The 25,024-nt window shown below is 68.2% G+C and carries 24 protein-coding genes; 17 read left to right on the top strand and 7 right to left on the bottom strand.

All coding sequences use genetic code 11. The features are described 5' to 3' along the window. The first annotated feature begins 14 nt into the window (after positions 1 to 14). The 6 genes from PSPA7_RS05830 to PSPA7_RS05805 all read left to right on the top strand — a co-directional run bounded on the left by PSPA7_RS05830 (position 15) and on the right by PSPA7_RS05805 (position 4,092). Positions 15 to 764, top strand: coding sequence for a class I SAM-dependent methyltransferase (locus PSPA7_RS05830; protein WP_003151307.1), 750 nt, complete (start codon positions 15 to 17; stop codon positions 762 to 764). Between the two features lie 71 nt (positions 765 to 835). Further along, positions 836 to 1,666, top strand: coding sequence for an SDR family oxidoreductase (locus PSPA7_RS05825; protein ID WP_012074506.1), 831 nt, complete (start codon positions 836 to 838; stop codon positions 1,664 to 1,666). 10 nt (positions 1,667 to 1,676) lie between these two features. After that, positions 1,677 to 2,063 carry a hypothetical protein gene (locus PSPA7_RS05820; RefSeq protein WP_012074505.1) on the top strand — a complete coding sequence of 129 codons (387 nt, stop codon included), beginning with the start codon at positions 1,677 to 1,679 and terminating at the stop codon, positions 2,061 to 2,063. 94 nt (positions 2,064 to 2,157) lie between these two features. Next, entirely contained in the window at positions 2,158 to 2,814 is a 657-nt protein-coding gene (locus PSPA7_RS05815; protein WP_012074504.1) for a dual specificity protein phosphatase family protein, read from the top strand. Between the two features lie 103 nt (positions 2,815 to 2,917). Further along, positions 2,918 to 3,817, top strand: a complete 900-nt coding sequence (locus tag PSPA7_RS05810) for a TIGR01459 family HAD-type hydrolase (RefSeq protein WP_012074503.1) — start codon at positions 2,918 to 2,920, stop codon at positions 3,815 to 3,817. 29 nt (positions 3,818 to 3,846) lie between these two features. Then, complete coding sequence (locus PSPA7_RS05805) at positions 3,847 to 4,092, top strand: hypothetical protein (RefSeq protein ID WP_012074502.1); 246 nt, start codon at positions 3,847 to 3,849, stop codon at positions 4,090 to 4,092. A 57-nt stretch (positions 4,093 to 4,149) separates the two neighbouring features. Here the strand turns inward: PSPA7_RS05805 and PSPA7_RS05800 are convergent, their stop codons facing one another. Continuing rightward, entirely contained in the window at positions 4,150 to 5,424 is a 1,275-nt protein-coding gene (locus PSPA7_RS05800) for a cation:proton antiporter (RefSeq protein WP_003156268.1), read from the bottom strand. A gap of 440 nt (positions 5,425 to 5,864) precedes the next feature. Between PSPA7_RS05800 and PSPA7_RS05795 the strand changes: the two genes are divergently transcribed. The 4 genes from PSPA7_RS05795 to PSPA7_RS05780 are packed head-to-tail and all read left to right on the top strand — an operon-like array spanning position 5,865 to position 9,360. Next, entirely contained in the window at positions 5,865 to 6,587 is a 723-nt protein-coding gene (locus PSPA7_RS05795) for an ABC transporter permease (protein ID WP_012074500.1), read from the top strand. Then, positions 6,587 to 7,522: a glycine betaine ABC transporter substrate-binding protein gene (locus tag PSPA7_RS05790; protein WP_012074499.1), complete on the top strand. Its 936-nt coding sequence runs from the start codon at positions 6,587 to 6,589 to the stop codon at positions 7,520 to 7,522. Before PSPA7_RS05795 ends, PSPA7_RS05790 begins: the two co-directional genes overlap by 1 nt. Next, a complete protein-coding gene (locus PSPA7_RS05785; protein WP_003156264.1) occupies positions 7,522 to 8,184 on the top strand; it encodes an ABC transporter permease in 663 nt (220 codons plus the stop codon). The genes PSPA7_RS05790 and PSPA7_RS05785 overlap by 1 nt, the downstream gene beginning before the upstream one ends. 12 nt (positions 8,185 to 8,196) lie before the next feature. After that, positions 8,197 to 9,360 carry an osmoprotectant ABC transporter ATP-binding protein OsmV gene (locus PSPA7_RS05780; protein WP_003156262.1) on the top strand — a complete coding sequence of 388 codons (1,164 nt, stop codon included), beginning with the start codon at positions 8,197 to 8,199 and terminating at the stop codon, positions 9,358 to 9,360. A gap of 123 nt (positions 9,361 to 9,483) precedes the next feature. On the opposite strand, the gene PSPA7_RS05775 is transcribed toward PSPA7_RS05780, so the two are convergent. From PSPA7_RS05775 to PSPA7_RS05760, 4 genes are read right to left on the bottom strand one after another with little or no spacing between them, the layout of a single operon-like run. Beyond that, complete coding sequence (locus tag PSPA7_RS05775) at positions 9,484 to 10,392, bottom strand: efflux RND transporter periplasmic adaptor subunit (RefSeq protein ID WP_012074498.1); 909 nt, start codon at positions 10,390 to 10,392, stop codon at positions 9,484 to 9,486. A 35-nt stretch (positions 10,393 to 10,427) separates the two neighbouring features. Continuing rightward, positions 10,428 to 10,628: a DUF1656 domain-containing protein gene (locus PSPA7_RS05770; RefSeq protein ID WP_003082823.1), complete on the bottom strand. Its 201-nt coding sequence runs from the start codon at positions 10,626 to 10,628 to the stop codon at positions 10,428 to 10,430. After that, entirely contained in the window at positions 10,618 to 12,813 is a 2,196-nt protein-coding gene (locus tag PSPA7_RS05765) for an FUSC family protein (protein ID WP_012074497.1), read from the bottom strand. The genes PSPA7_RS05770 and PSPA7_RS05765 overlap by 11 nt, the downstream gene beginning before the upstream one ends. Further along, the gene (locus PSPA7_RS05760; RefSeq protein ID WP_012074496.1) at positions 12,810 to 14,300 is read right to left on the bottom strand and encodes an efflux transporter outer membrane subunit; all 1,491 of its coding nucleotides are present in this window, start codon (positions 14,298 to 14,300) and stop codon (positions 12,810 to 12,812) included. Before PSPA7_RS05760 ends, PSPA7_RS05765 begins: the two co-directional genes overlap by 4 nt. 246 nt (positions 14,301 to 14,546) lie before the next feature. On the opposite strand from PSPA7_RS05760, the gene PSPA7_RS05755 reads away from it, so the two are divergent. Beyond that, on the top strand, positions 14,547 to 15,500 hold the full coding sequence (locus PSPA7_RS05755; RefSeq protein WP_003157793.1) for a LysR family transcriptional regulator: 954 nt from the start codon (positions 14,547 to 14,549) through the stop codon (positions 15,498 to 15,500). Between the two features lie 94 nt (positions 15,501 to 15,594). Then, positions 15,595 to 16,572: a 2-hydroxyacid dehydrogenase gene (locus tag PSPA7_RS05750; RefSeq protein ID WP_012074495.1), complete on the top strand. Its 978-nt coding sequence runs from the start codon at positions 15,595 to 15,597 to the stop codon at positions 16,570 to 16,572. Positions 16,573 to 16,591: 19 nt separating this feature from the next. On the opposite strand, the gene PSPA7_RS05745 is transcribed toward PSPA7_RS05750, so the two are convergent. After that, positions 16,592 to 17,494 (bottom strand): DMT family transporter, encoded by a 903-nt coding sequence (locus PSPA7_RS05745; protein WP_012074494.1) that lies wholly within the window; start codon positions 17,492 to 17,494, stop codon positions 16,592 to 16,594. Positions 17,495 to 17,619: 125 nt separating this feature from the next. On the opposite strand from PSPA7_RS05745, the gene mdrR1 reads away from it, so the two are divergent. The 4 genes from mdrR1 (at position 17,620) to fecA (ending at position 22,509) form a co-directional block, all read left to right on the top strand. Continuing rightward, the gene (mdrR1, locus tag PSPA7_RS05740) at positions 17,620 to 18,501 is read left to right on the top strand and encodes an efflux pump transcriptional regulator MdrR1 (RefSeq protein ID WP_012074493.1); all 882 of its coding nucleotides are present in this window, start codon (positions 17,620 to 17,622) and stop codon (positions 18,499 to 18,501) included. A gap of 100 nt (positions 18,502 to 18,601) precedes the next feature. Continuing rightward, positions 18,602 to 19,111, top strand: a complete 510-nt coding sequence (locus PSPA7_RS05735; RefSeq protein WP_012074492.1) for a sigma-70 family RNA polymerase sigma factor — start codon at positions 18,602 to 18,604, stop codon at positions 19,109 to 19,111. Then, a complete protein-coding gene (locus PSPA7_RS05730; RefSeq protein ID WP_012074491.1) occupies positions 19,108 to 20,061 on the top strand; it encodes a FecR domain-containing protein in 954 nt (317 codons plus the stop codon). Before PSPA7_RS05735 ends, PSPA7_RS05730 begins: the two co-directional genes overlap by 4 nt. Before the next feature lie 93 nt (positions 20,062 to 20,154). Further along, positions 20,155 to 22,509: a TonB-dependent Fe(3+) dicitrate receptor FecA gene (fecA, locus tag PSPA7_RS05725; RefSeq protein WP_012074490.1), complete on the top strand. Its 2,355-nt coding sequence runs from the start codon at positions 20,155 to 20,157 to the stop codon at positions 22,507 to 22,509. Between the two features lie 121 nt (positions 22,510 to 22,630). Here fecA and PSPA7_RS05720 read toward each other — a convergent pair whose 3' ends face one another. After that, positions 22,631 to 23,092, bottom strand: coding sequence for an inhibitor of vertebrate lysozyme family protein (locus PSPA7_RS05720; protein ID WP_003156809.1), 462 nt, complete (start codon positions 23,090 to 23,092; stop codon positions 22,631 to 22,633). Positions 23,093 to 23,316: 224 nt separating this feature from the next. On the opposite strand from PSPA7_RS05720, the gene PSPA7_RS05715 reads away from it, so the two are divergent. After that, a complete protein-coding gene (locus tag PSPA7_RS05715; protein ID WP_012074489.1) occupies positions 23,317 to 24,900 on the top strand; it encodes a peptide chain release factor 3 in 1,584 nt (527 codons plus the stop codon). Positions 24,901 to 25,024: the final 124 nt, after the last annotated feature.

Here is a 25,024-nt window from a genome sequence, read left to right as displayed (position 1 = left end):
GAGGGGAGGACCCGATGGAAACCCGCCACCTGTTCGACCAGGGCTCCGCTGCCTACGCCAGCGCCCGCCCGCATTATCCCGACGCGCTCTACCGCCATCTTGCCGGACTCTGCGGCCAGCGCCGGCGCGCCTGGGACTGCGCCTGCGGTACCGGCCAGGCCGCGCTCGGCCTGGCACAGTACTTCGGCGAAGTCCTCGCCAGCGACACCAGCACGCAGCAGATCGAACACGCCACGCTACATCCGGGCATCCGCTACAGCGTGCAGGACGCCGAAGCCACCGACTATCCCGCCGCCGCCTTCGACCTGGCCTGCGTGGCCCAGGCCTGGCACTGGTTCGATCATCCGCGCTTCAACCGCGAGTTACTGCGCGTACTGCGCCCCGGCGGGGTGTTCGCCGCCTGGGGCTACAGCTGGTTCAGCATCGAGGCCGGGATCGACGCCGCCATCGACGAGGAATACCTGCGGCCGATCCGCCCGTACTGGGCCGGGCAGAATCGCCTGCTGTGGAACGCCTACCGGGATCTCGAGCTGCCACTGGAGGAACTCCCGGCCCCGGCCTTCGTCATCGAGCAGCAGTGGACCCTGGCCCAGTTGTTCGACTACATGGCCACCTGGTCGGCCAGCCGGCTGTGCCGCGAGGCGCAGGGCAACGCCTTCGTGCGCCAGGCCCTGCAGCGGGTCGCCGCGCAGTGGGGCGATCCGAGGACGGCGCGCCGGGTGCGCATGCCGCTGATGCTGCGTATCGCCCGCAAGAACGATTGAACGCCGTCGGAGGTTTTCCGCGAGCGCCGAATCCAGTACGGTAGGCCGTCCTCTCCCAAAGGAAGCCGTCCATGAGCCAACCCGTCGCCCTCATCACCGGCTGCTCCAGCGGCATCGGCCGCGCCCTGGCCGAGGCGTTCCAGGCCGCCGGCTACCGGGTCTGGGCCAGCGCGCGCAAGGAAGACGACGTGCGCGCCCTGGCCGAGGCCGGCTTCCAGGCGGTACAGCTGGATGTCAACGACGCCGCCGCGCTGGCCCGGCTGGCCGGGGAGCTGGAAGTCGAGGCCGCCGGCCTCGACGTACTGGTCAACAACGCCGGCTACGGCGCCATGGGTCCGCTGCTGGACGGCGGCGTCGAGGCCATGCGCCGGCAGTTCGAGACCAATGTGTTCGCCGTGGTCGGCGTGACCCGCGCGCTGTTCCCGCTGCTGAGGCGCAAGTCCGGCCTGGTGGTCAACGTCGGCAGCGTCTCCGGCGTGCTGGTCACGCCCTTCGCCGGCGCCTACTGCGCCTCCAAGGCCGCGGTGCACGCGCTGAGCGATGCCCTGCGCCTGGAGCTGGCGCCGTTCGGCGTCGAGGTGCTGGAAGTGCAGCCGGGCGCCATCGCCTCGAACTTCGGCGCCAGCGCCAGCCGCGAGATGGACAGCGTGGTCGACGAACGCTCGCCCTGGTGGCCATTGCGTCGGCAGATCCAGGCGCGCTCCGCGGCGTCCCAGGACAATCCCACGCCCGCTGCTGATTTCGCCCGCCAGTTGCTCGCCGCCGTGCAGCGCCGACCGCGTCCCGCGCTGGTGCGCATCGGCAACGGCAGCCGGGCCTTGCCGGCGCTGGCCCGCTGGCTGCCGCGCGGTCTGCTGGAACGGGTACTGAAGAAGCGCTTCGGCCTCGACACGCGCCTATAGGGGAACCGCCATGGACGCCGCTCTTCCCGTCCGCATCCGCTATTACGCCCTGGCCGGCATCGCCGCGGCGATCCTGCTCAACGTGCTGCTGCGCGGGGTGGTCCGTTTCGGCGGACTGCCGGCCAGCCTGCTGATCGCCGCCGTCATCGCCGGCGGCCTGGCCTGGTGGTTCGCCCGCGCGCAGCGGCGCTGGCCGACCTGGGGCGAGCGCTTGCGCCTGGTCAGCCTCTACGGCGGGGTACTCGGCGTGCTCTACCTGCTGCTGGTCGGTCTCGCCTCGCTGAAGGGCGATCCCAGCCCGGCGGCGCTGCTGATCGTGGTGCTGCACTACCTGTGCTACCCGGCGCTGTTGCTGGTGTTCTTCTCCGGCAGGGTTTACGGATTTTTCCTACGCTAGAAAGTGAAATTCCCCCAACGAAATCTTCACATTCTCTTCAGGTCGCCTTGACCCATCGTCGCCTAGTGTTGGCCACCCAACGCACGAGGCCGACATGTCCCGCTCACCGCTCACCTGGCTCCGCCTGCTGCTCGCCGCCGCCCTCGGCGCCTTCCTGCTCGGCGGCCCGCTGCACGCCGCCGCGGCGCCCGCCGGGCGTCCGCCGGCCTGGGCGCAACCGGTCGACCCTTCGATCAACCTCTACCGCATGAGCCCCACGCTCTACCGCAGCGCGCTGCCCAACGCGCAGAGCGTGGCGTTGCTGGAGCGCCTGCAGGTGAAGACGGTGGTCAGCTTCATCAAGGACGACGACCGCGCCTGGCTGGGCCAGGCGCCGATACGGATAGTCAGCCTGCCGACCCACGCCGACCGGGTCGACGACACCGAGGTGCTCAGCGTCCTCCGCCAGTTGCAGGCCGCCGAGCGCGAAGGCCCGGTGCTGATGCACTGCAAGCACGGCAATAACCGCACCGGGCTGTTCGCCGCCATGTACCGCATCGTCGTGCAGGGCTGGGACAAGCAGGCCGCGCTGGAGGAAATGCAGCGCGGCGGCTTCGGCGACGAGGACGACATGGAGGACGCCAGCGCCTATGTGCGCGAGGCCGACGTCGACGGCCTGCGACTGGCGATGGCCAGCGGCGAATGCAGCCCGTCGCGCTTCGCCGTCTGCCATGTGCGCGAGTGGATGGCCCAGGCGCTCGACCGTTCTTAACCGCGCGCCCGGCCGAAAGGCTTGGTCCCGTCACGCAAGTTTGGCACCCTTGGGACTCGCCGCCGCACGCGGCGCCCCTTCGACAGCCGCGACGAGACTCCCCATGAGCGATGCCCCGACCTCCCCGCGCTTCAGCGCCGCCACCAGCACCCGCCTGCTCGACCACGCGCAACTGGACACGCTCTGCGCCGACTACGACGGTTTCCTCCTCGATCTCTGGGGCGTGGTGATGGACGGCGCCGAAGCCTTCCCCGGCGCCCTCGCCTGGCTCGCCCGGCGGCATGCCGAAGACCGCCCGGTATGGTTCCTCAGCAACTCCTCCAGCAGCGTGGTGGAAATGAGCGCCGGCCTGGAACGCCTGGGCGTGCGCCGGGAATGGTTCGCCGGCATCACCACCTCCGGGCAACTGACCATCGACGCCCTGCTGCAGGTTCCGGAATACCAGCGCGGCGGTATCTACCTGGCCGGCGTCGGCCTGGCCCAGCAGACCTGGCCGGGGGAAATCCGCGAGCGCTTCGTCGACGACATCGCCCGGGCGGCGCTGATCGTCGGCGTCGGCAGCTTTCCCCAGGAAGAACTGGAACAGCGCTTCGCGCCTCTGCGCGGCGCCACCGACCTGCCGTTCCTCTGCGCCAATCCGGACCGCGTGGTGGTCTCCGGCGGGCGCACGGTGTACGGCGCGGGCATGCTCGCCGAGTTGTTCAGCGAGGAAGGCGGCCAGGTCAGCTGGTACGGCAAGCCCGATCCGGCAGCCTTCCGCGTCGCCCAGCGACAACTGGAGGCGCGCGGCGCGCGGCACATCCTGTTCGTCGGTGACTCGCTGGTGACCGATGTCCCCGGCGCCCTCGCCGCGCGCATCGACACCCTCTGGCTGGGCGCCACCGGCATCCACCGCGAGGCACTCGGCGCCGAGTTCAACGGCGCGCTCGACGAGGAGCGGGTCAGGTCGCTGCTGCACGGCTATCCGATCCGACCGCACTTTGCCGCGCCAGGGCTGGTCTGACCCTCAAAGGTCGGAAGAAGGATGCGCGCATGCACTGGCTGGACTACCTGCAATGGCCCGCCATGCTGGTCACGGTGGTGGCCGCCTGGCTGGTGGCGTCGGCGCACCGGCGGCGGCGCAAGGTCGGCTTCTGGGTGTTCCTCGCCAGCAACCTGCTGTGGATCGCCTGGGGCCTGTACGCCCAGGCCTATGCGCTGATCCTGCTGCAGGTCTGCCTGGCGGCGATGAACCTGCGCGGCACCCACCGCAACGAAGCGCCCCGGGACCCCGCCTGAGGCCCGCCAACGAAAACGCCCGCCATGACGGCGGGCGCTCGCCTTGCCAGGCTGCGCTCAGTGCGCGCCCTCGTTCTTCTCCAGCGGCTGGCCGGCATAGATGCGCCGCACCAGCGGGCCGATGGACAGCCCCTGGAGCAGGATCGACACCAGCACCACGATGTAGGTCAGGCTGAGGATCAGGTCGCGCTCCGGCCCCAGCGGCAGGGACAGCGCCAGCGCCACCGAGACGCCGCCACGCAGCCCGCCCCAGACCAGGATACGGATGGTGCCCGCCGGCACCTGCCGGTTGGCGCCACGGAAGCGGCGCAGGACCAGGATCGCCGGACCCACCGTGAGCAGCCGCGAGACCAGCACCGCGCCGCCGAGGGCGAAGGCCGCCGCCACGTGCAGCCAGGAGAACGGCAACAGCAGCAGCTCCAGGCCGATCAGGGCGAACAGCAGGGCATTGAGGATCTCGTCGATCAGCTCCCAGAACTTGTCCACGTAGCGCCGGGTCTCGTCCGACATCGCGTAGTGGCGTCCGTGGTTGCCGATGATCAGCCCGGCCACCACCATCGCGATCGGCGCCGATACGTGCAGGCGCGCGGCCAGCGCGGCGCCGCCGATGACCAGGGCGAGGGTCAGCATGACCTCCACCTGGTACTGGTCGATACCGCGCATCATCAGGAACACGCCGTAGCCGAGCAGCGCGCCGAAGAGCACGCCGCCGATGGCTTCCTGGACGAAGAGGATCGCCGTGGCGCCGACCGTGGGCGCCTCGCCGAGCTGGAGGATGCCGAGGATGATGGCGAACACCACCACCGCGGTGCCATCGTTGAACAGCGACTCGCCGACGATGGTGGTCGCCAGCGGCTTCGGCGCGCCGGCGGACTTGAGGATACCGAGCACGGCGATGGGGTCGGTCGGCGAGATCAGCGCGCCGAACAGCAGGCAGTAGATGAAATCCACCTGCCAGCCGAACAGCGGGAAGGTGTAGTAGGCCAGGCCGCCGATGACGAAGGTGGCGATCAGTACCCCGGCGGTGGCCAGCAGGCCGATCGGCCACTTGTAGCTGCGCAGGTCGGAGAGGTCGACGTGCAGCGCGCCGGCGAACAGCAGCGCGGGGAGGAACCAGGTCATCAGCACTTCGGAGAAATCGATGCGGCGGATGATTTCCTGCATCTCCACCTCGAGGATCGGATAGCCCAGCTCCGACAGGCCCTGCACGACCAGCGAGAACACCAGCGCCGTGGCCATCACGCCGATGGTCGGCGGCAGGCGGATGAAACGGTAGTTCACGTAGGTGAGCAGGGTGGTCAAGGCAATGAATGCCGCGACGAGATCGAGCATGACGCGGGTACTCCCTTAGCAGAAGGTAAAACACCTACCCCAAAAGGCCGATCCGTGAACCGTGGGGTGCGAATGTCTGGAAAAGCCCGAGAAAATTTCGGAACCGGCATCATAACCGCAGAAAAGCCCTGGGCGTCCAGCGCACCGATACGGTGCATGGAATGCCGCCGTCGCGGCGACGTCCTTCTCGCCCGCTCCCACGGGAAAATTTCTTCGTTCGCCGCCAGCCCAGGCGAGGCGGCGGCTGCGGCCGTTTCCCCAGGCCTGGTCATGGCACAAGCATGGCCGTTGCGTTGAACCTCCGCGAACGACGAACGGTCAACCTTTTCAGGGCCGGGAATTCGGTGCCCATCCGAAGCCTTTGATTTCCGGCCTGTTTCCGCGTTTCGACGAAGCGCCCGACAGCGTAGCCAACGCTCATTCCGAAGGGAGTCCCGACCATGGTGAAAACCTGTGGCAAGGCCCTGCTCGGCCTCTGCGCCGCAGCCGCCGTACTGGCCTTGCTGATCCACTGGATCACCCCCGCGACCATCCTCCACTACCGCGAGGACCTGCTGTTCTACTTCCAGGCCCACCTGGTGCTGGTCTTCAGTTCGATGGCGGCCGCCCTGCTGGTCGGCGTGCCGGCTGGCATCCTGCTCAGCCGTCCCGGCATGCAGGCCCGTGCCGAACGCCTGATGCAGCTGTTCAACGTCGGCAACACCATCCCGCCGCTGGCGGTACTGGCCATCGCCCTGGCGATCATCGGCATCGGCAACGCCCCGGCGATCCTCGCCCTGTTCCTCGCCTCGCTGCTGCCGATCGTGCGCAACACCTACGAGGGCCTGCGCAATGTCTCGCCGGCGCTGAAGGAAGCCGCCACCGGCATCGGCATGACGCCCAACCAGGTGCTGCTGCGGGTGGAGCTGCCGAACGCGATGCCGATCATCGTCGGCGGGGTGCGCGTGGCCCTGGCGCTGAACGTCGGCTCCGCGCCGCTGGCGTTCCTGATCGGCGCCAACAGCCTGGGCAGCCTGATCTTCCCCGGCATCTACCTGAACAACCACCAGCAACTGCTGCTCGGTGCCGCCTGCACCGCGCTCCTCGCCCTGCTGCTGGACGCCCTGGTGGTGCTGTTCAGCCGCACGTTCCTGGAACGCGGCCTGGCCGCCAGGGAGGCCTGATGAACCGACTGCTCCGATCCCTCTGCCTGGCTTGCGCCGGGCTCCTCGCCGCCGGCCTGGCGCAGGCGGAAACCCTGCGCATCGGCGGCAAGACCTTCACCGAACAGCGCATCCTCACCGCCATCACCGCGCAGTTCCTGCAGAAGCGCGGCTACGACGTGAGCGTCACCACCGGCCTGGGCAGCACCCTGGCGCGCGCCGCCCAGGAAAGCGGCCAGCTGGATATCGTCTGGGAGTACACCGGCTCGTCGCTGATCGTCTACAACCACATCGACGAGAAGCTCGACGCCGCGGCCTCCTACCGCCGGGTCAAGCAACTTGACGAGGCCCAGGGCCTGGTCTGGCTGAAGCCGACCCGCTTCAACAACACCTATGCCCTGGCCATGCCCGAGGAAGAAGCCGAGCGCCTGGGCATCCACAGCGTCAGCGACCTCGCGCGGGTGCTCGCCGAACAGCGGAAGGCCGAGCCCGGGAGCAGCCACCTGTTCGCCATGGACCCGGAGTTCGCCGGCCGCCCCGACGGCCTCGGCCCCATGAGCGAGCTGTACGGCCTGCACTTCACCCGCGACGACATCCGCCAGATGGACGCCGGGCTGGTCTACACCGCGCTGAAGAACCGGCAGGTGTTCCTCGGCCTCGTCTACACCACCGACGGTCGCCTGAAGGACTTCAAGCTGCGCGTGCTGAAGGACGACAGGCAGTACTTCCCCTTCTACAACGCCGCCCCGGTGGTGCGTAAGGACGTCATGCAACGCCATCCGGAGTTCGCCACGCTGTTCGATCCGATCATCGAGCGGCTCGACGACGCCACCATGCAGGCGCTCAACGCGCGGGTCGACGTCCAGCAGCAGACGCCACAGAAGGTCGCCGCCGATTTCCTCCGCGAACACCACCTGCTCGATGGCGGCAAGGCCGGCCAGGGAGGTAGCCAGTAATGGATTTCTTCAGCGTGCTTTCCCATCTCGACTGGACCCAGGTCGGCCAGCTCACCCTCCAGCACCTGCTGCTGGTGCTGGTCGCCGTGGGCCTGGCGATCCTCGTCGGCGTGCCGCTGGGTGTGCTGATGACCCGTTTCAAGTGGCTGGCCGGCCCGCTGCAGGGCGCCGCCACGGTGATGCTGACGATCCCCTCGATCGCCCTGTTCGGCCTGCTGATGCCGATCTACTCGGTGTTCGGCCAGGGCCTCGGGCCGCTGCCGGCGATCACCGCGGTGTTCCTCTATTCGCTGCTGCCGATCCTGCGCAACACCTACCTCGCCCTGACCGGCGTGGAGCCGGGCATCCGCGAAGCCGGCAAGGGCATCGGCATGACCTTCTGGCAGCGCCTGCGGATGGTCGACATTCCCCTCGCGGTGCCGGTGATCCTCGCCGGCGTGCGCACCGCCGTGGTGATGAACATCGGCGTGATGACCATCGCCGCGGTGATCGGCGCCGGCGGCCTGGGCGTGCTGATCCTCACTTCCATCAGCCAGAGCAACATGCCGATGCTGGTCGTCGGCGCGGTGCTGGTCAGCCTCCTGGCCATCGTCGCCGACCTGCTGCTGCAATGGCTGCAACGCATCCTCACCCCCAAGGGACTGCGCGCCGGCGCGCACTGACAGGAGCCGCACATGATCGAACTGGACAAGCTCAGCAAGACCTTCACCCAGAAGAACGGCAAGGAATTCCGCGCCGTCGATGCCGTCAGCCTGACCGTGGAGAAAGGCGAGATCTGCGTCTTCCTCGGCCCTTCCGGGTGCGGCAAGACCACCACCCTGAAGATGATCAACCGGATCATCCCGCCGACCTCCGGCCGCGTATTGATCGACGGCCAGGACACCGCCGAGCTAGACGAGGTCACCCTGCGCCGCCACATCGGCTACGTGATCCAGCAGATCGGCCTGTTCCCGAACATGACCATAGAGGAAAACATCATGGTCGTGCCGCGCCTGCTCGGCTGGGACAAGGCGCGCTGCAAGGAGAAGGCCCGCGAACTGATGGGCATGGTCAAGCTGGAGCCCAAGCAGTACCTGCAACGCTACCCGCGCGAACTCTCCGGCGGCCAGCAGCAGCGCGTCGGGGTGATCCGCGCGCTGGCGGCGGACGCGCCGCTGCTGCTGATGGACGAGCCGTTCGGCGCGGTCGATCCGATCAACCGCGAGTCGATCCAGAACGAGTTCTTCGAGATGCAGCGCAAGCTCGGCATGACCGTGATCATGGTCAGCCACGACATCGACGAAGCCATCAAGCTGGGTGACAAGGTGGCGGTGTTCAAGAGCGGCCGGCTGCTCCAGTACGACCACCCGGACACCCTGCTGGCGCACCCGGCGGACGAGTTCGTCAGCGCCTTCACCGGCCAGGACAGCACCCTCAAGCGCCTGCTCCTGGTGCGCGCCGAGGACGCCGCCGACAGCAGCCTGGTCACCGCCCGGCCGCAGACCCCGGTGGCCGAGGCGCTGGAACTGATGGACGAGAACGACCGGCGCTACCTGATCGTGCTGGATGACCAGGGCAGGGGCCTGGGCTACGTGCGACGCAAGGACCTGCGCCGCCAGGAGGGCACCTGCGAACCGTTCATCACCCCGTTCCGGGTCACCGCCAGCCACGACGAGCACCTGCGCATCCTGCTGTCGCGGATGTACGAGTTCAACAGCTCCTGGCTGCCGGTGCTCGACCCCGACCAGCAGTTCCTCGGCGAGGTCACCCAGGAGTCCATCGCCGACTACCTCAGCTCCGGTCGCTCGCGCGGCGGCAAGGGGGTGATCGTGTCGCCGGCGGAGCAGGTCGGGGCCTAGGCCGCCGGGTGGATATTCAGCGCTCGCAGGCGCCAACCGGAGCGTACTCCGGGCGAGTAGCGCTTCCGCCCCGCCGAAACGAAAAAGCCCGGCATCCGCCGGGCTTCTCCATGCCTCTTTCGCTCAACCGGCCCGCCCCGGCGCCTGCGCCGCCGAGGTCTGGTCGTCGCGCCCTTGCGGCTTGACGATCACCGTGCAGGTGATCCCCGCCGAGAGCAGCACGCCATCCGGCACTTCGTCGATGTGCACCCGCACCGGCACGCGCTGGGCCAGGCGCACCCAGTTGAAGGTCGGGTTGACGTCGGCGGTCAGCTCGCGGCTTTCCGGGTTGTCGCGGTCGTAGATGCCGCGGGCGATGCTTTCCACATGGCCCTTGAGGTGCTCTCCGCTCATCAGTTGCATGTCCACCGGGTCGCCTTCGCGGATGTACGGCAGCTTGGTCTCCTCGAAGTAGCCGTAGACCCAGTAGGAGTTCCTGTCGATCACCGCCATCTTCGCCTCGCCGACCCGCGCGTAGTCGCCACGGTGCACGTTGAGGTTGGTGACGTAGCCGTCGACCTGCGCCACCACCCGGGTACGCGCCAGGTTCAGGCGCGCGGCGTCGAGCTGGGCCTTGGCCTGCTCGTAGTCGGCCATCGCCGCGGCGGCGGTGTTGTGGGCGTCGTCGCGGCTTTCCCGGGAGACCACCATCTCGTCCATTTCCGCACGGCGGCGGGCGTTCAGCTGGCGCATCTCCAGGGTCGCCTTGCGCGAGGCGACCAGCGACTCGGCCTGCTTAACCGCGATGCGGTAGTGGTCGGGGTCGATCTGCATCAGCAGGTCGCCTTTCTTCACCAACTGGTTGTCGCGCACCGGGACGTCGACGACGATCCCCGAGACATCGGCGGCGACGTTGATCACGTCGGCGCGCACGCGGCCGTCGCGGGTCCAGGGGGTGTCCATGTAGTTGACCCACAGGGTCCGCCCGATGAACACGGCGACCAGCAGGATCAGCAGGGTGGCCAGCAGGCTGATTACGGATTTCAAGGTCATGGTCGGCTCACGATAACGAAGAGTGCGCTACCGCCTCAGCGGTAGATGGTCAGTGAAAGGCCGCCGTACAGGCAGGCGAACAGGCTGACCCGGAACAACGCCGGGTGCCAGGTGAAGCGATACAGGCCGACCGAGGCGAAGATCCGGTCGAGGCCCCAGGTGAGCGCCGCGGCGATCACGAACAACAGCGTCAGGGTCGGCATGTAGACCCCATGGATGGCGATTTCACGCGGCATGGACAGTCCCCTGGCCACTCGTCCGGCCGGCCAGTTCGGTCAGCGGCGAGGTCGGCGCGAGCAAGGAAGAACGGATGAAGTGCAAGTAGCTGCGCACCCGCCGCAGCGGCGAGCTGTCGAAGTGCGGCGCACAGGGTTCGTCGGTGTGCCTTGCCGCGTGGATCGCCTGGTCGACGGCCGCCAGGGCGCGTTCCAGGTTCTCCTCGCCGGGGCGCACGAACAGCCGGATCAGCGCGCGGCCCATGGCACGGATCGCCTGGCGCCAGGGCATGGACTCGGCGTAGCAGGGCTCGTCCGGCAGACGCTCCTGCTCGCGACGCAGTTCGATGATCGCGTGGCCGACCTCCAGCACCAGGAACATCCAGCGCAGCAGGCCACGCTGCACGTCCGGGCGCCCGGCGGCGACCCCGTAGGCCTGGTTCAGCAGGTCGCGGGTGCCGCTTTCGAACGCCGAGCCGAGACCCCGGCTCTTGCCGCTGATGGCGAACACCACGCGCATCCGCAGGTCGCGCTCCAGGCGCTTCCACAGCCAGGCGCTGTTGGGCGGCAGGATCACCGCGGCGGCGGCGGCCGAGAGCAGCATCGAGAGGATCAGGGCGATGTACTCGTTGATCACGTGGGCCGGGTCGTAGACGGTCAGGTTCGCCGGCACCGAACCGAAGCAGAAGAACACCAGCAGGCCGAGGCCGTAGCCGGCCCACTGCGGCCGCGAGGAAATGAACGCGCCGAGGGCGAATACCGGCGCCAGCACCAGGCACAGCAGCGGGAAACCGTCGATGTGCGGGTAGACGAAGAACATCTCGCTGAAACCCAGTACCGCCGCGCCCATGGTGCCGATAGCCATCTGCATGGCGATCTTCTTCGGATTCGGCGCCGCCGAGGCCAGCGCCGAGACCGCCACCGCGTTGAGGGCGAAGGTGCCGCCGCTGGGCCAGGTGCTGTAGATCCAGAAGCAGCCGAACAGCAGGATCATCAGCCCGGTGCGCACCCCCGCCACCGCCGCCGCCACCGCGTTGGCCTTGGCGGTGAAGGCGTCCTTCCACTGCTCGCGCTCGTGGCGGTGGGCGGCCAGCGAGGCGTGGGTCAGGGCGTAGTCGTGCATTTCCTCGGCGAAGCGATAGAGCAGCTCGGCGGCGGTGTTGAAGTCCAGCCGCGCCTCTTCCCCGGGCTCCCGCGCCAGCAGTTCGCCGCGCGCCTGGCGGATGCGCGCCATCAGGCGTTCGCGGCAGTCGGCGAGGCGCCCGGCGAAGCGTTCGGCGTCATGGTCGGTGACGGCGCGGCCACGGATTTCCTCAAGCAACCCGGTGATTTCCTCCAGGCACGGCTCGAACGCTTCCAGCACTGGCTTGGAGCCTTGCGCACGCAGGCGTTCGAGCAACTGGTGGAGGGCGTGGAAACGGGTATTCATGGCCATGAACTCGCCGCTCAGGCGAATCAACCGGCCATTGCGCAGGCGCATGTGCGGATCCTCGAAGGCGCTCGCCGCGCGCATCGTCTCCAGGCCCACGGCCTGGGCGGCGAAGGCCACGTTGCTGCTCTCGAAGCGCTCGCGCCCGCCGACCCCGCGCAGGCTGTCGAGGACGAACGCGGCGAACAGGCCGAAGCGCACGTACAGCGCGTTGCGCATCGCCGCGCTGGTGGTCTGCGGCATGATCACCGCGCTGACCACGCCCGAGCAGAGGATCGCCAGGCTGATCTCCAGCACCCGCCAGATCGCCTGCATGAACGCGCCTTCCGGGTGACTGGTGGCGGGGATGCCGATCAGCGTCGCGGTGTAGCCGGCGAGCACGCAGGCGTACGAACGGAAGTCACGGTAGCGCGCGGCACCGGCGGTGCAGAGACCGATCCAGATCGCCGAGCTGAGCAGGAACAGCACCCGCTCCTGGGCGAACAGGGCGATCAGGGTGACCATCACGCTGAGCCCGACCAGGGTGCCGAGGATGCGGTAGAAGCTCTTGGCGAATACCTGACCGCTCTGCGGTTGCATGACGATGAACACGGTGATGGTCGCCGTGCTCGGCTGCGGCAACTCCAGGCGCATCGCCAGCCAGAGGGTCAGGAAGGCCGCGCAGAGCACCTTGAACACATAGATCCAGGTCGCCCCGTCGCTGCGCGCCCACTCGGCCAGGGCGCGCCGCCACTCGTCGCGGCTGGGCAGGGCGAGGCTGCCGGGGCGCCCGCTCATCGCGAGGACACCGCTCTGACCGGGACGCTTTCCGGCGCCAGCTTCGGCTGCGCCGGGGTATCCGTGCCAGCGCCGACGCCGCCACCGAGAGCGGTGACCAGGCTGGCGTGGGCGGCCAGCCGGGCGGCCCGCACCTGTTCCTGGACCAGTTGCTGCTGGAACAGCCGGGTCTGCGCGTTGAGCACGTTGAGGTAATCGGTGAGGCCGCGCTGGTAGGCCAGGGTGGCGATATCGTAGGTCTTCTGCGCGGAAGCCACCGACTGTGCGGCGAAGTCCTTCTGCACGTCCACCGAATGCAGGCGGATCAACTGGTCGGAAATGTTCTTCAGCGCATCCACCAGGGTCTGGTTGTACTGCTCCACAGCCGCATCGTAGCCAGCCGCCGCTTCGCCCAGTTGCGAACGCAGGCGACCGCCATCGAAGATCGGCAGGGTCACCGCCGGGCCGGCGCTGTAGGTGTACTTGGCGCTGCGGAAGAACTCGAGCATGCCGCCACCGACCGCGCTGAAACCGACCGAGGCCATCAGGTCGACATTGGGATAGAAGTCGGCGCGCGCCACGTCCACGCCCTTGGCCAGGGCGGCGACCTGCCAGCGGCGGGCGACCACGTCCGGGCGGCGACCGAGCAACTCGGCCGGCAGGACGCTGGGCAGGCTCGGCTGCGCCGCCAGGTCCAGGCGCGGCCGGCGGATCGTGCGGCCCTCGCCCGGGCCTTTGCCGGCCAGGGCGGCGAGCAGGTTGCGGCTGAGCTGGATCTCTTCGTCGATCACCTCGATGCGGCGCTCGGTCTCGGGCAGCGGCACTTCCGCCTGGCTGACCTCGAAATGCGTGCCGAGGCCGCCGCGCAGGCGGCGCTGGGCCAGGGCGAGGATGTCGCGCTGCTGCTGCAGCATGGCCTTGGCGATGTCCATCTCGGCGTACTGCAACGACAGCTGGACGTAGGCGCGGACGATGTTGCCCTCCAGTTCGAGCTGCGCCTGGCGCGCCTCGGCGGCGGCCATGTGGGCCAGGTCGACGGCGCGTTCGCTGTCGCTGCGGTCGCGTCCCCAGAGATCGAGCTTGTAGTTCAGGCCGATCTCGGTGGAATTGTTCCAGGAGGTGGTCCGCGCCAGGTCGCCGGGGCCGTAGAAGTAGTCGTCCGGCCAGCGGTGGCGGACCAGCGAGCCCTTGCCCTGGATCTGCGGCGACTCGATGGACTCCACCAGCCCGGCCATGGACTTCGCCTGGCGTACCCGCGCATGGGCCACCGCCAGGCTCGGATTGCCGTCCAGGGCCTTGTCGATCCAGGCGTCCAGCTGTGGATCGGCATATGCCTTCCACCACTGAGCCTGCGGCCAGCCGGCTTCGCGGGCGGCAGCCCGGATCGCAGGGTCGGTGGCCAGTGCGTTGGCATCGAGGGTAGCGGCCTGGGGGGCGATATCGCCTGTACTGACACAACCGGATATTGCGGAGAAAACGACGAGAAAACCGACGAAAGAACCGACCAAGGTCAGCTCCTTCCTGAGAACACGCGGCACGTTGTCTGATCCTGGGAGGGGCAAAGCACGGAATTTGAGCGGTACGGGCGCCGCTCAACCCGCTCGAGCGTCCATGCGCTCGGGGGCTTGTGGATTTTAAGAGGCTGGCGGCGGCTGATAAGCTGGCTCAAGTGCGATTGTTTATTGCGTAATGTGAAATAATCCCTCCCCGCAACAATCTGACACACTTCTGCGCGTGCCTAGGAGGCCCCGTCGATGGACACCCTGCAAAACATGCGAGCCTTCGTCTGCGTGGCGGAAACCGGCAGTTTCACCGCGGCATCCCAGCAGCTCAACACCACCACCGCCTACGTCTCGCGGGCGGTGGCCAACCTCGAGACGCACCTGCGCACCCGCCTGCTCAACCGTACCACTCGTCGCATCGCCCTCACCGAGGCTGGCCAGCGCTACCTGCTGCGCTGCGAGCAGATTCTCGCCTACGTCGAGGAAGCCGAGGCCGAAGCCAGCGACGCGCATGCCCGGCCGGCCGGCAGGCTGAAGCTGCATTCGATGACCGGCATCGGCCAGCACTACGTGATCCGCGCCATCGCCGGCTACCGCCAGCAGTACCGCGACGTGACCTTCGACCTGACCATGGCCAACCGCGTGCCGGACCTGCTCGACGAGGGGTTCGACGTGGCCATCGTGGTCGCTTCCGAGCTACCCGACTCCGGTTTCATCTCCCAGCGCATCGGCGAGACCTACAGCATTCTCTGCGCCTCGCCGGAATACCTGCGCCGCAACGGCACGCCGAGCGAACCCGCGGAGCTGGCCAACCACGACTGCCTGCGCCTGGTCAGCCCGGTGGTGCCGCTGGACCGCTGGCTGTTCGACGGTCCCAACGGCCAGGAAATGGTCTCCATCGGTGCCTCGCCGTTCCAGGTCAATGTCGGCGACGCCATGACCGAGGCGATCCGCTCCGGCCTGGGCATCGGCATCCTGCCGGTCTACTCGGCCATCGACGACCTCGGCAAGGGCACCCTGGTGCGGGTACTGCCGCAGCATCGCCTGCAACAGTTGAACGTCTACGCGCTGTATCCCTCGCGGCAGTATCTCGACGCCAAGATCAAGACCTGGGTGGAGTATCTCAAGGAAAGCCTGCCCGGCCTGCTGCAACGCGACGAGGCCACGCTGGTCGAGTTGTGCCTGGAACTCAGGAAGTCTTCCTGAGCCGATAATCGCCCGCCACGTGGCGAGCCGCCGCCCGCCGCCGAGGCGGCGGTGGTAAGGTCGGCGCCTTCGCTCCCGCTTGCAGAGTACCGCCATGAAAAAGAACGTCTTCGTCTTCAGCCGCCTCGCCCCCGAGCACCTCGAGCGCCTGCGGCGGCAGTTCAACGTCCGCCTGCTCGAACCGAAGCTGGGCGATATCGACGCCCAGTATGCCGCCGCCCTGCCCGACACCCACGGCATGATCGGCGTCGGCCGGCCGCTCGGCGCCAGGCAACTGGAACAGGCGCGGCAACTGGAAGTGATTTCCAGCGTCTCGGTCGGCTACGACAACTACGATCTCGACTACCTCAACCAGCGTGGCATCGCCCTGACCAATACCCCCGACGTGCTCACCGAGACCACCGCCGATCTCGGCTTCGCCCTGCTGATCAGCGCCGCGCGCCGGGTCGCCGAACTGGATGCCTGGGTCAAGGCCGGGAACTGGAAGCGTACCGTCGACACCCCGCAGTTCGGCACCGATGTGCATGGCAAGAAACTCGGCATCCTCGGCCTCGGCCGGATCGGCGCGGCCATCGCCCGGCGCGGCCGTTTCGGCTTCGGCATGCAGGTGCTCTATCACGGCAACAGCCGCAAGCCGGAGCTGGAGCGGGAACTCGGCGCGCGCTTCCTCGGTTTCGACGAACTGCTCGGCCAGGCCGACTTCGTCTGCGTGGTGGTGCCGCTGGGGCCGCAGACCCGCCAGTTGATCGGCGCGCGCGAACTGGGCCTGATGAAGCCCTCGGCGATCCTGGTCAATGTCGCCCGCGGCCAGGTGGTCGACGAGGCCGCGCTGGTCGACGCCCTGCGGGAGAAACGCATCCTCGGCGCCGGCCTGGACGTCTACGCGAAGGAACCGCTGGCCGAGTCGCCACTGTTCGCCCTGGACAACGTGGTGACCCTGCCGCACATCGGCTCGGCCACCCACGAGACGCGCCGGGCCATGGCCGAGCGCGCGCTGGACAACTTCGAGGCGGCGCTGCGCGGCGAGCGACCGCTGGACCTGGTCAACCCGCAGACCTGGTCGCGCGCCTGAGCGCACCCCCTCTTCCGCGCTATGCCGAACGCGCCGGCGCCGCCAGCGCGGGCGCCTTCGGCTTGCGGAACACCAGCACGTTGCCGAGCATCACCAGGGCCAGCCCGGCCAGCGCCGGCGCGGTCCAGCGGTAGCCCTCGACGAAGGCCGAGATGTTCAGCGCCACCACCGGGAACAGCACGGTGCAGTAAGCGGCGCGATCCGGGCCCATGCGCCCGACCAGGGTCAGGTAGGCGGTGAAACCGATCACCGAGCCGGGGATCGCCAGGTACAGCAGCGAGCCGACGTAGCGCGCGCTCCAGTCGAAATTCAGCGGCACGCCCTGGACCAGGCACAGCGCCAGGAGGATCAGGGTGCCGTAGAGCATGCTCCAGGCGTTGCCGGTGAGCGGGCGGATGCCGGCCCTCTGTTGCAGGCTGGAAAGCATGTTGCCGGTGGAGAAGCACAGCGTGCCGAGCAGGGCCAGGCCGAGGCCGTAGAAGGTTTCCGGGGTGGCCTGGTGACCCACCAGTTCCGGCCAGAACAGCAGCCCCAGGCCGAGCAGGCCGAGACCGCCACCGGCCATCACGTTCGACGCGATGCGCTGGCCGAACCACAGCCGGGCGTTCAGCGCATTCCACAGGGTCGCGGTGGAGAACACCACGGCCACCAGGCCGCTGGGAATCCACTGGCTGGCGGTATAGAAGCAGATGAAATTCAGGCAGAACAGGCATACGCCCTGGGCCATGCACAGGCGTTGGCCACGCGCATCCAGCCGTTGCAGGCGGCGACCCAGCAGCAGCATGGCGAACAGCACCAGCGCCGCCAGGGCGAAGCGGTAGGCGATGGACAGGGTGATCGCCACCGGGCCCATCTGCAGCTTGATGGCGATCCAGGTGGTGCCCCAGATGAGCACGGTGAGCAGGTACAGCGAAAGGTTCATGGCGGCTCCGCAACGACAGGATGCCGCCAGTCTGCGGGCGAGTCCGGGTGGGACGATTGTCCATTCTTGCGCTTTTCATCCGCCGCCCCTCGCCGCCCCGGACACGCGCGGGTAGCATGGAGGACATGCACCAACCCAGCGATTTCCAGGTATTCCGCACCCTCGACCGGACCTCCAATGCGCGCCTGCTGCGCAGCAGCACGCTCAGCGACGGCCTGGCGCTCGCCCATTGGTACCGCGACGAAGCGGAGATCCTCGGCTACAGCGATCCCGGCCACCACACCCTGTCGCTCTACCTGCAGGGCGGCTGGCAGACCTTCCGCCGCGACCGCCCGGGCCTCTACGGCGGTCCCGACCGCTTCTGCGTGATGCCGGCCGAACACCACTCCGACTGGGCGGTGACTCGCGGCCTGGGCTTCATGCACCTGTACATCAGCCCGCAACGCCTGGCCGGCGCGGCGGTGCGTACCCTCGACTGCGAACCGCGCAGCCTGCAACTGGAGGAGCGTACCTACATCCAGGACGCCCCGCTGGCCGCGCTGTGCCGGACCCTGGAACGGCAGGACTGGAACGAACCCGCCGAGCGCCTGCTGTGCACCAGCCTCGCCCACCAGGCGGTGGACCACCTGCTGCTCACCGGTTGCGGCAGGCGCACCGGCGTGCGCTGGCAGGGCGGGCTGGCCGCGCACGTGCGGCGACGCCTGGCCGAGTACATCGAAAGCCACCTGGAGCAGCCGCTGGAACTGGGGTCGCTGGCGGAACTGGCGGCGCTCTCCGAGTACCACTTCGCCCGCATGTTCCGCGTCTCCTTCGGCCTGCCGCCGCACCGCTACGTGCTGGAGCGGCGCCTGGCGCGGGCCCGCGAACTGCTGGCGTACTCCGCGCAATCGCTGCAGGAGGTCTCGCTGGCCTGCGGCTTCGCCAGCCAGAGCCATTTCATCCGGCGCTTCCGCGAAGCCCACGGTGCCACCCCGGGACAATACCGCACCGCCCTGAAAGCCTCCTGAAAGCCTGGCGCCGACGGCCTGCGGTTGTAGGCAGGCACTCTCGCAGCATAAAATGATAACTATTATCATTCGTTAACCCTTCTGCTCCGGGAATGTCCAGGTGTCGAGCGCCGATCTCGCCCATGCGGCCGCGTTGCATACCCTCTACAGCGACCACCACCACTGGCTCACGGGCTGGCTGCGGCGCCGCCTCGGCTGCCCGCAGAACGCCGCCGACCTGGCCCAGGACACCTTCGTCAAGGTCCTGGTCTCGCGCCAGGCCACGCGCATCGACGAACCGCGCGCCTTCCTCACCACCATCGCCCGCCGCGTGCTGTGCAACCACTACCGCCGCCAGGACGTCGAGCGCGCCTACCTGGAAGCCCTGGCCAGCCTGCCCGAGTGCGAGCTGCCCAGCGAAGAGACGCGCGCCATCGTCCTGGAAACCCTGGTCGAGCTGGACCACCTGCTCGACGGCCTGCCGCCGCTGGCCAAGGAAACCTTCCTGCTGGCCCGGCTCGACGGCCTCGGCTATGCCGAGATCGCCACGCAGTTGGGGATCTCCCTGAGCAGCGTCAAGCGCTACATGCTCAAGGCCGCGCAGCGCTGCTATTTCTTCGATCTGCCATGAGCCTGCCCGCCGCGCCCAAGGTGCCGCCGCAGGTGGCCGAGCAGGCGGTGCGCTGGCTGGTCGAGTTGCAGGGCGGCGCCGACGACGAACGCCTGCGCCAGGCCTGGCAGCGCTGGCGCCAGGCGGCGCCGGAACACGAGCAGGCCTGGCGTCACATCGAAGCGGTCAACCAGCGCCTGGCCGGGATCGGCACGCCGCTGGCCCTGGCCGTCGTCAACGCGCCGCGCTCGGCACAGCGCCGGCGCGCGCTGAAGACCCTGCTGGTCATGCTGGCCGCCGGTGGCGGCGCCTGGGGCCTGCGCGAGAACGGCAGCCTGCAGCGCTGGAGCGCCGACTATGCCACCAGCGTCGGCGAACGCCGGCGCCTGGCCCTGGCCGACGGCAGTCGCGTCGAGCTGAACAGCGACACGGCGGTGGATGTCCGCTTCGATGCCGGCGAACGGCGCCTGCTCCTGCTGCGCGGGGAAATCCAGCTCAGCACCGGCCACGACCCGCGCCCGCTGCACGTGTACAGCGCGGAAGGCCGGCTGCGACCGGTGGGCACCCGGTTCGACGTGCGCCAGTTCGCCGGACGCACCCGCGTCGCCGTCCACGAGGGCGCGGTGCAGGTGGAGAACCGCGGCGGCCAGGGCCTGCTGTTGCCCAGCGGCCGGCAACTGGATTTCGACCGCGAGCGACTCGGCGCCCCGCAGCCGTTGCCGGTCGGCAGCGGCGCCTGGACCGACGGCATGCTGGTGGCCGCCGGCATGCGCCTGGACGAGTTCCTCGCCGAAGTCTCGCGCTATCGCCCCGGACGGCTGGGCTGCGACCCGCGCATCGGCGGCCTGCGGATTTCCGGCAGCTATCCGCTGGACGACAGCGAGCGGATCCTCGCCACCCTGCCGACGGTACTGCCGGTGGAGGTGCGGCGGGTCACCCGCTACTGGGTCGGCGTGCACCCGCGCGAATGAGCGGGAAAAACTTTCCGCGCCCCTGAGCCTTTTTCCCCACCTCGCGTGACAGAGGAGGAAAGCCAACCTCGAAGATTCACTGGAGTGTCCCTCATGTCCCCGTCACGCGTCCTGTCACCGCTCAGCCGCGCCCTGCTCCTCGCCTGCCTCGGCGGTCCCGCCCTGGTTACCGCCGAGGCCGCCGGCGCCGCCGAGATCCGCGCCGATGCCCGCCAGTACTACCGGTTGCCCGCCGAGCCACTGGAACAGGCGTTGAACCACCTCGGCCGCCAGGCCGGCGTACTGATCGCCTTCAGCCCCGAGCAGACCGCCGCGCGCCGCAGCCAACCGCTGGACGGCGAGTACACCCTGGACGAGGCACTGGCCGCCCTGCTCGCCAGCTCCGGCCTGGAGGCACGCGCCCAGGGCGGCGGCGCCTACATCCTGGAAACGCTGCCGGTGGAAGACCCGGCCAGCCTACAGGCGGTCACCGTGGTCGGCGACTGGCTGGCCGACGCCAGCGCCGCCGACGTCTTCGAGCATCCCGGCGCGCGCGACGTGGTCCGCCGCGAGCAGTTCCAGGCCCAAGGCGCGGCCAGCACCCGCGAAGTGCTGGAGCGCATTCCAGGGGTCAGCGCGCCGCTGAACAATGGCACCGGCAGCCATGACCTGGCGCTGAACTTCGGCATCCGCGGCCTCAACCCGCGCCTGGCGTCGCGCTCGACGGTGCTGATGGATGGCATCCCGGTACCCTTCGCGCCCTATGGCCAGCCACAGTTGTCGCTGGCGCCGGTGTCCATCGGCAACATGGACGCGGTGGACGTGGTGCGTGGCGGCGGCGCGGTGCGCTACGGCCCGCAGAACGTCGGCGGCATCGTCAACTTCGTGACCCGGGCGATCCCCGAGGACTTCGCCACCAGGCTCGACGTGCACAGCGAACTCAGCCCCAGTTCCAGCCAGGACGGCCTGAAGACCACCCACAACGTGCTGATCGGCGGCACCGGTGCCAACGGTCTCGGCGGCGCCCTGCTCTACTCCGGCACCCGCGGCGGCGATTGGCGCGAGCACAGCGATACGCGGATCGACGACCTGATCCTCAAGGGCCGCTTCCAGCCCAGCGACGAACACGCCTTCTCGGCGCTGACCCAGTACTACGACGGCGAGGCCGACATGCCCGGCGGCCTCAGCGCCGCGGCCTACCGCGACGATCCGTACCAGTCGAGCCGTCCCTACGACAAGTTCTGGGGCCGCCGTACCCTGGCCAGCGCCAGCTACGAATACACCCCCAACGCCAGCCAGAAGCTCAACGTCACCGGCTTCTTCACCAAGACCCTGCGCAGCGGCTACCTCGACCAGGGCCGCAACCTCACCCTGTCGCCGCGCGAATACTGGGTGCGAGGCCTGGAAACCCGTTTCAGCCAGGGCTTCGAGCTGGGCGAAAGTCGCCACGAAGTGGGCATCGGCCATCGCTACGTCAACGAAGCCAGCCACGAGCTGCGCTACTGGACCCGCGCCGACAGCGGCCAACTGCCCAGCACCGGCAGCCGCAACGATCGCGACACCCGCGGCGGCACCGAGGCCAACGCGTTCTACATCGACGATCGCATCGACATCGGCAACTGGACCATCACCCCTGGCATCCGCTACGAGAAGATCGACTCGCAACAGAAGAACCTGTTGAAGGGCAGCAAGGACAGCGGTCGCTACAACGCCTCGCTGCCGGCGCTCAACGTGATCTACCACCTCACCCCGAGCTGGAATCTCTACGCCAACACCGAAGGCTCGTTCGGCACCGTGCAGTACAGCCAGATGGGCAAGGCGGTGCGCAGCGGCGACATCGAGCCGGAGAAGGCACGCACCTGGGAACTGGGCAGCCGCTACGACGACGGCATCCTGCGCGCCGAACTGGGCGCCTTCCTGATCAACTTCGACAACCAGTACGAGAGCAACCAGCAGACCGACAGCGTCACCGCCCGGGGCAAGACCCGGCACAAGGGCATCGAGGCGGCGCTCGCCTACGACCTGGCCGATCTCGATCCGCTGCTCTCCGGCTTCGACGTCTACGCCAGCTACGCCTATGTCGACGCGAGCATCCGCGAGGACGGACCGAACAAGGGCAACCAGGTGCCGTTCTCCTCGAAGCACAAGGGCACCCTTGGCGCCAACTACCGCACCGGCGCCTGGAGCTACAACCTCGACGGCAGCTTCCAGACCAGCCAGTACGCCGACAACGCCAACACCGAGAGCGAAAGCGCCGACGGCAGCACCGGGCGGATCGCCGGCTGGATGGTCTGGAGCGCGCGCGGCAGCTACGACTTCGGCCCGCAACTGAACGACCTGAAGCTCGGCCTGGGGGTGAAGAACCTGTTCGATCGCCGCTACTACACCCGCTCGTTCGACGACAACAACAAGGGACTCTACGTCGGCCAGCCGCGCACCCTGTACGTGCAGGCGTCGGTAGGCTTCTGAGGCACGCCGGAGCGGGAATCCGAGGCGCAAGAGCGCAAGCGACCATCCGCCCCTCCACCGGCAGGGCGAATGGCGCAAGGCGCCATCCGTCGCCGGGCCGGGGCGACGGTCAGGCCCCGCGTCACTTCCAGTTCGGATCGCTCTCCAGCTGCTTCATCAGCAGCTCGCGGACCGGCTTGGACGGCTTGCCGTACCAGCGGTAGGTGGCATACGCGCTGGGTTTCTCCATGACCTCGGCGGGCTCGTCCGGAAGATTGACCTGCAAGCCATAGGCGGCGCTCTTGTCGCCGCGGAAGGCGACCAGCAGGCGGTTGTTGCCGCAATCATGCGGCTTGCAGCTGTCGGCCAGCACGTAGGGCTGGCCGTCCAGGCTCAGGCTGGTGGACGGAGAACTCGGGCCGCTGGCCTCGGAAACCCACTTCGGTACCTCGTTCTCGCCCTTGAACATGGCGTGCCAGGTGGCCTTGTAGCCAGGCTGGCCGAGCAGCTCGAACAGCCGCGGCTGCTCCTCGGCCTGGACTGCCACCGCATGCAGCGAGGCGCCGAGCAGGGCCAGCGAGAGCAGTCTGGATATTCCGTTCATGGCGATTTCCTTCGATCAGATGAAAAGGTTGGCCGGCCTGCCGGGCAGTGTCCCCGCCAATGGCTGCTTGGAGCGGCACGGGCCCGACAAGTTCGCCGGCGACCGACAAATCCCTGGATTGCCGGATGACAGGCATCCCGGAACGCCACGTTTTACCGCTATAATCCCGCGTTTTTCCGGGCCGCCCCGCGCCCACGCCAACGGATTCCAGCAGGCACGCATCCATGACCACTCAGGCCGCCGAAGTCGCGAAGCGCCGTACCTTCGCGATCATCTCCCACCCCGACGCCGGTAAGACCACCATCACCGAGAAGCTGCTGCTGATGGGCAAGGCGATCGCCGTCGCCGGTACCGTGAAGTCGCGCAAGTCCGACCGCCACGCCACCTCCGACTGGATGGAAATGGAAAAGCAGCGCGGCATCTCCATCACCACCTCGGTGATGCAGTTCCCCTACCGCGAGCACATGATCAACCTGCTCGACACTCCCGGCCACGAGGACTTCTCCGAAGACACCTACCGCACCCTGACCGCGGTGGACTCGGCGCTGATGGTGCTCGACGGCGGCAAGGGCGTCGAACCGCGGACCATCGCCCTGATGGAAGTCTGCCGGCTGCGCGACACGCCCATCGTCAGCTTCATCAACAAGCTCGACCGCGACATCCGCGATCCCATCGAGCTGCTCGACGAGATCGAGGCGGTGCTGAAGATCAAGGCCGCGCCGATCACCTGGCCGATCGGCTGCTACAAGGACTTCAAGGGCGTCTACCACCTGGCCGACGACAAGATCATCGTCTACGTCCCGGGCCATGGCCACGAGCGTATCGAGACGAAGATCATCGACAAGCTCGACTCCGACGAGGCCCGCGCCCACCTGGGCGATCTCTACGACAACTTCGTCGAGCAGCTGGAACTGGTCCAGGGCGCGTGCCACACGTTCGACAAGGACGCCTTCCTCAAGGGCGAGATGACCCCGGTGTTCTTCGGCACCGCGCTGGGCAACTTCGGCGTCGACCAGGTCCTCGACTGCATCGTCGACTGGGCGCCGCAACCGCTGTCGCGCGCCACCCACGAACGCAACGTGGAGCCGACCGAGGAGAAGTTCTCCGGCTTCGTGTTCAAGATCCAGGCGAACATGGATCCCAAGCACCGCGACCGCATCGCCTTCATGCGCATCTGCTCGGGCAAGTACGAGAAGGGCATGAAGATGCGCCACGTGCGCCTGGGCAAGGATGTGAAGATCGCCGATGCGCTGACCTTCTTCTCTTCCGAGCGCGAGCAGCTGGAGGAAGCCTATGCCGGCGACATCATCGGCCTGCACAACCACGGCACCATCCAGATCGGCGACACCTTCAGCGAAGGCGAGAACTTCGGCTTCACCGGCATTCCGCACTTCGCCCCGGAGCTGTTCCGCCGCGTGCGCCTGAAGGACCCGCTGAAGTCCAAGCAGTTGCGCCAGGGCCTGCAGGAGCTGGCCGAGGAAGGCGCCACCCAGGTGTTCTTCCCCGAGCGCAACAACGACATCATCCTCGGCGCGGTCGGCGTGCTGCAGTTCGACGTGGTCGCCAGCCGCCTGAAGGAGGAATACAAGGTCGAGTGCGCCTACGAGGCGATCAACGTCTGGTCGGCGCGCTGGATCGAGTGCGACGACGAGAAGAAGCTCAAGGAGTTCCAGGACAAGGCCTTCGAGAATCTTTCCGTGGACGGCGGCGGCCACCTCACCTACCTGGCGCCGACCCGCGTCAACCTGAGCCTGATGGAAGAGCGCTGGCCGGATATCCGCTTCCGCGCGACACGCGAGCATCACTGATCGCGACAGGCGAAAAAGGCAAGCCAACCGGCGAATGCCAGTCGCGAGCGGCTTCTCGCTCGAGGCGATGAGAAGACCCAAGCGAAACGGCGCTTCCCTCGCGTGAGGAAGCGCCGTTTTTTCT

This window comes from Pseudomonas paraeruginosa PA7 (assembly GCF_000017205.1).
Classification (GTDB): Bacteria; Pseudomonadota; Gammaproteobacteria; order Pseudomonadales; family Pseudomonadaceae; genus Pseudomonas; species Pseudomonas paraeruginosa.
Note: the sequence above shows the minus strand (reverse complement) of the source record. Positions and strands in the feature narration are given on the sequence as shown.

What these genes read in the sequence shown, in the direction of transcription:
- fecA (WP_012074490.1), top strand. Translation starts at nt 20,155, where the DNA reads ATGTCCCCGTCACGCGTCCTGTCACCGCTCAGCCGCGCCCTGCTCCTC.
- PSPA7_RS05770 (WP_003082823.1), bottom strand. Translation starts at nt 10,628, where the DNA reads ATGCCGCGTGAAATCGCCATCCATGGGGTCTACATGCCGACCCTGACG.
- PSPA7_RS05790 (WP_012074499.1), top strand. Translation starts at nt 6,587, where the DNA reads ATGAACCGACTGCTCCGATCCCTCTGCCTGGCTTGCGCCGGGCTCCTC.
- PSPA7_RS05750 (WP_012074495.1), top strand. Translation starts at nt 15,595, where the DNA reads ATGAAAAAGAACGTCTTCGTCTTCAGCCGCCTCGCCCCCGAGCACCTC.
- PSPA7_RS05805 (WP_012074502.1), top strand. Translation starts at nt 3,847, where the DNA reads ATGCACTGGCTGGACTACCTGCAATGGCCCGCCATGCTGGTCACGGTG.
- PSPA7_RS05785 (WP_003156264.1), top strand. Translation starts at nt 7,522, where the DNA reads ATGGATTTCTTCAGCGTGCTTTCCCATCTCGACTGGACCCAGGTCGGC.
- PSPA7_RS05820 (WP_012074505.1), top strand. Translation starts at nt 1,677, where the DNA reads ATGGACGCCGCTCTTCCCGTCCGCATCCGCTATTACGCCCTGGCCGGC.
- PSPA7_RS05800 (WP_003156268.1), bottom strand. Translation starts at nt 5,424, where the DNA reads ATGCTCGATCTCGTCGCGGCATTCATTGCCTTGACCACCCTGCTCACC.
- PSPA7_RS05810 (WP_012074503.1), top strand. Translation starts at nt 2,918, where the DNA reads ATGAGCGATGCCCCGACCTCCCCGCGCTTCAGCGCCGCCACCAGCACC.
- mdrR1 (WP_012074493.1), top strand. Translation starts at nt 17,620, where the DNA reads ATGCACCAACCCAGCGATTTCCAGGTATTCCGCACCCTCGACCGGACC.
- PSPA7_RS05755 (WP_003157793.1), top strand. Translation starts at nt 14,547, where the DNA reads ATGGACACCCTGCAAAACATGCGAGCCTTCGTCTGCGTGGCGGAAACC.
- PSPA7_RS05775 (WP_012074498.1), bottom strand. Translation starts at nt 10,392, where the DNA reads ATGACCTTGAAATCCGTAATCAGCCTGCTGGCCACCCTGCTGATCCTG.
- PSPA7_RS05715 (WP_012074489.1), top strand. Translation starts at nt 23,317, where the DNA reads ATGACCACTCAGGCCGCCGAAGTCGCGAAGCGCCGTACCTTCGCGATC.
- PSPA7_RS05780 (WP_003156262.1), top strand. Translation starts at nt 8,197, where the DNA reads ATGATCGAACTGGACAAGCTCAGCAAGACCTTCACCCAGAAGAACGGC.
- PSPA7_RS05730 (WP_012074491.1), top strand. Translation starts at nt 19,108, where the DNA reads ATGAGCCTGCCCGCCGCGCCCAAGGTGCCGCCGCAGGTGGCCGAGCAG.
- PSPA7_RS05765 (WP_012074497.1), bottom strand. Translation starts at nt 12,813, where the DNA reads ATGAGCGGGCGCCCCGGCAGCCTCGCCCTGCCCAGCCGCGACGAGTGG.
- PSPA7_RS05830 (WP_003151307.1), top strand. Translation starts at nt 15, where the DNA reads ATGGAAACCCGCCACCTGTTCGACCAGGGCTCCGCTGCCTACGCCAGC.
- PSPA7_RS05825 (WP_012074506.1), top strand. Translation starts at nt 836, where the DNA reads ATGAGCCAACCCGTCGCCCTCATCACCGGCTGCTCCAGCGGCATCGGC.
- PSPA7_RS05795 (WP_012074500.1), top strand. Translation starts at nt 5,865, where the DNA reads ATGGTGAAAACCTGTGGCAAGGCCCTGCTCGGCCTCTGCGCCGCAGCC.
- PSPA7_RS05815 (WP_012074504.1), top strand. Translation starts at nt 2,158, where the DNA reads ATGTCCCGCTCACCGCTCACCTGGCTCCGCCTGCTGCTCGCCGCCGCC.
- PSPA7_RS05720 (WP_003156809.1), bottom strand. Translation starts at nt 23,092, where the DNA reads ATGAACGGAATATCCAGACTGCTCTCGCTGGCCCTGCTCGGCGCCTCG.
- PSPA7_RS05745 (WP_012074494.1), bottom strand. Translation starts at nt 17,494, where the DNA reads ATGAACCTTTCGCTGTACCTGCTCACCGTGCTCATCTGGGGCACCACC.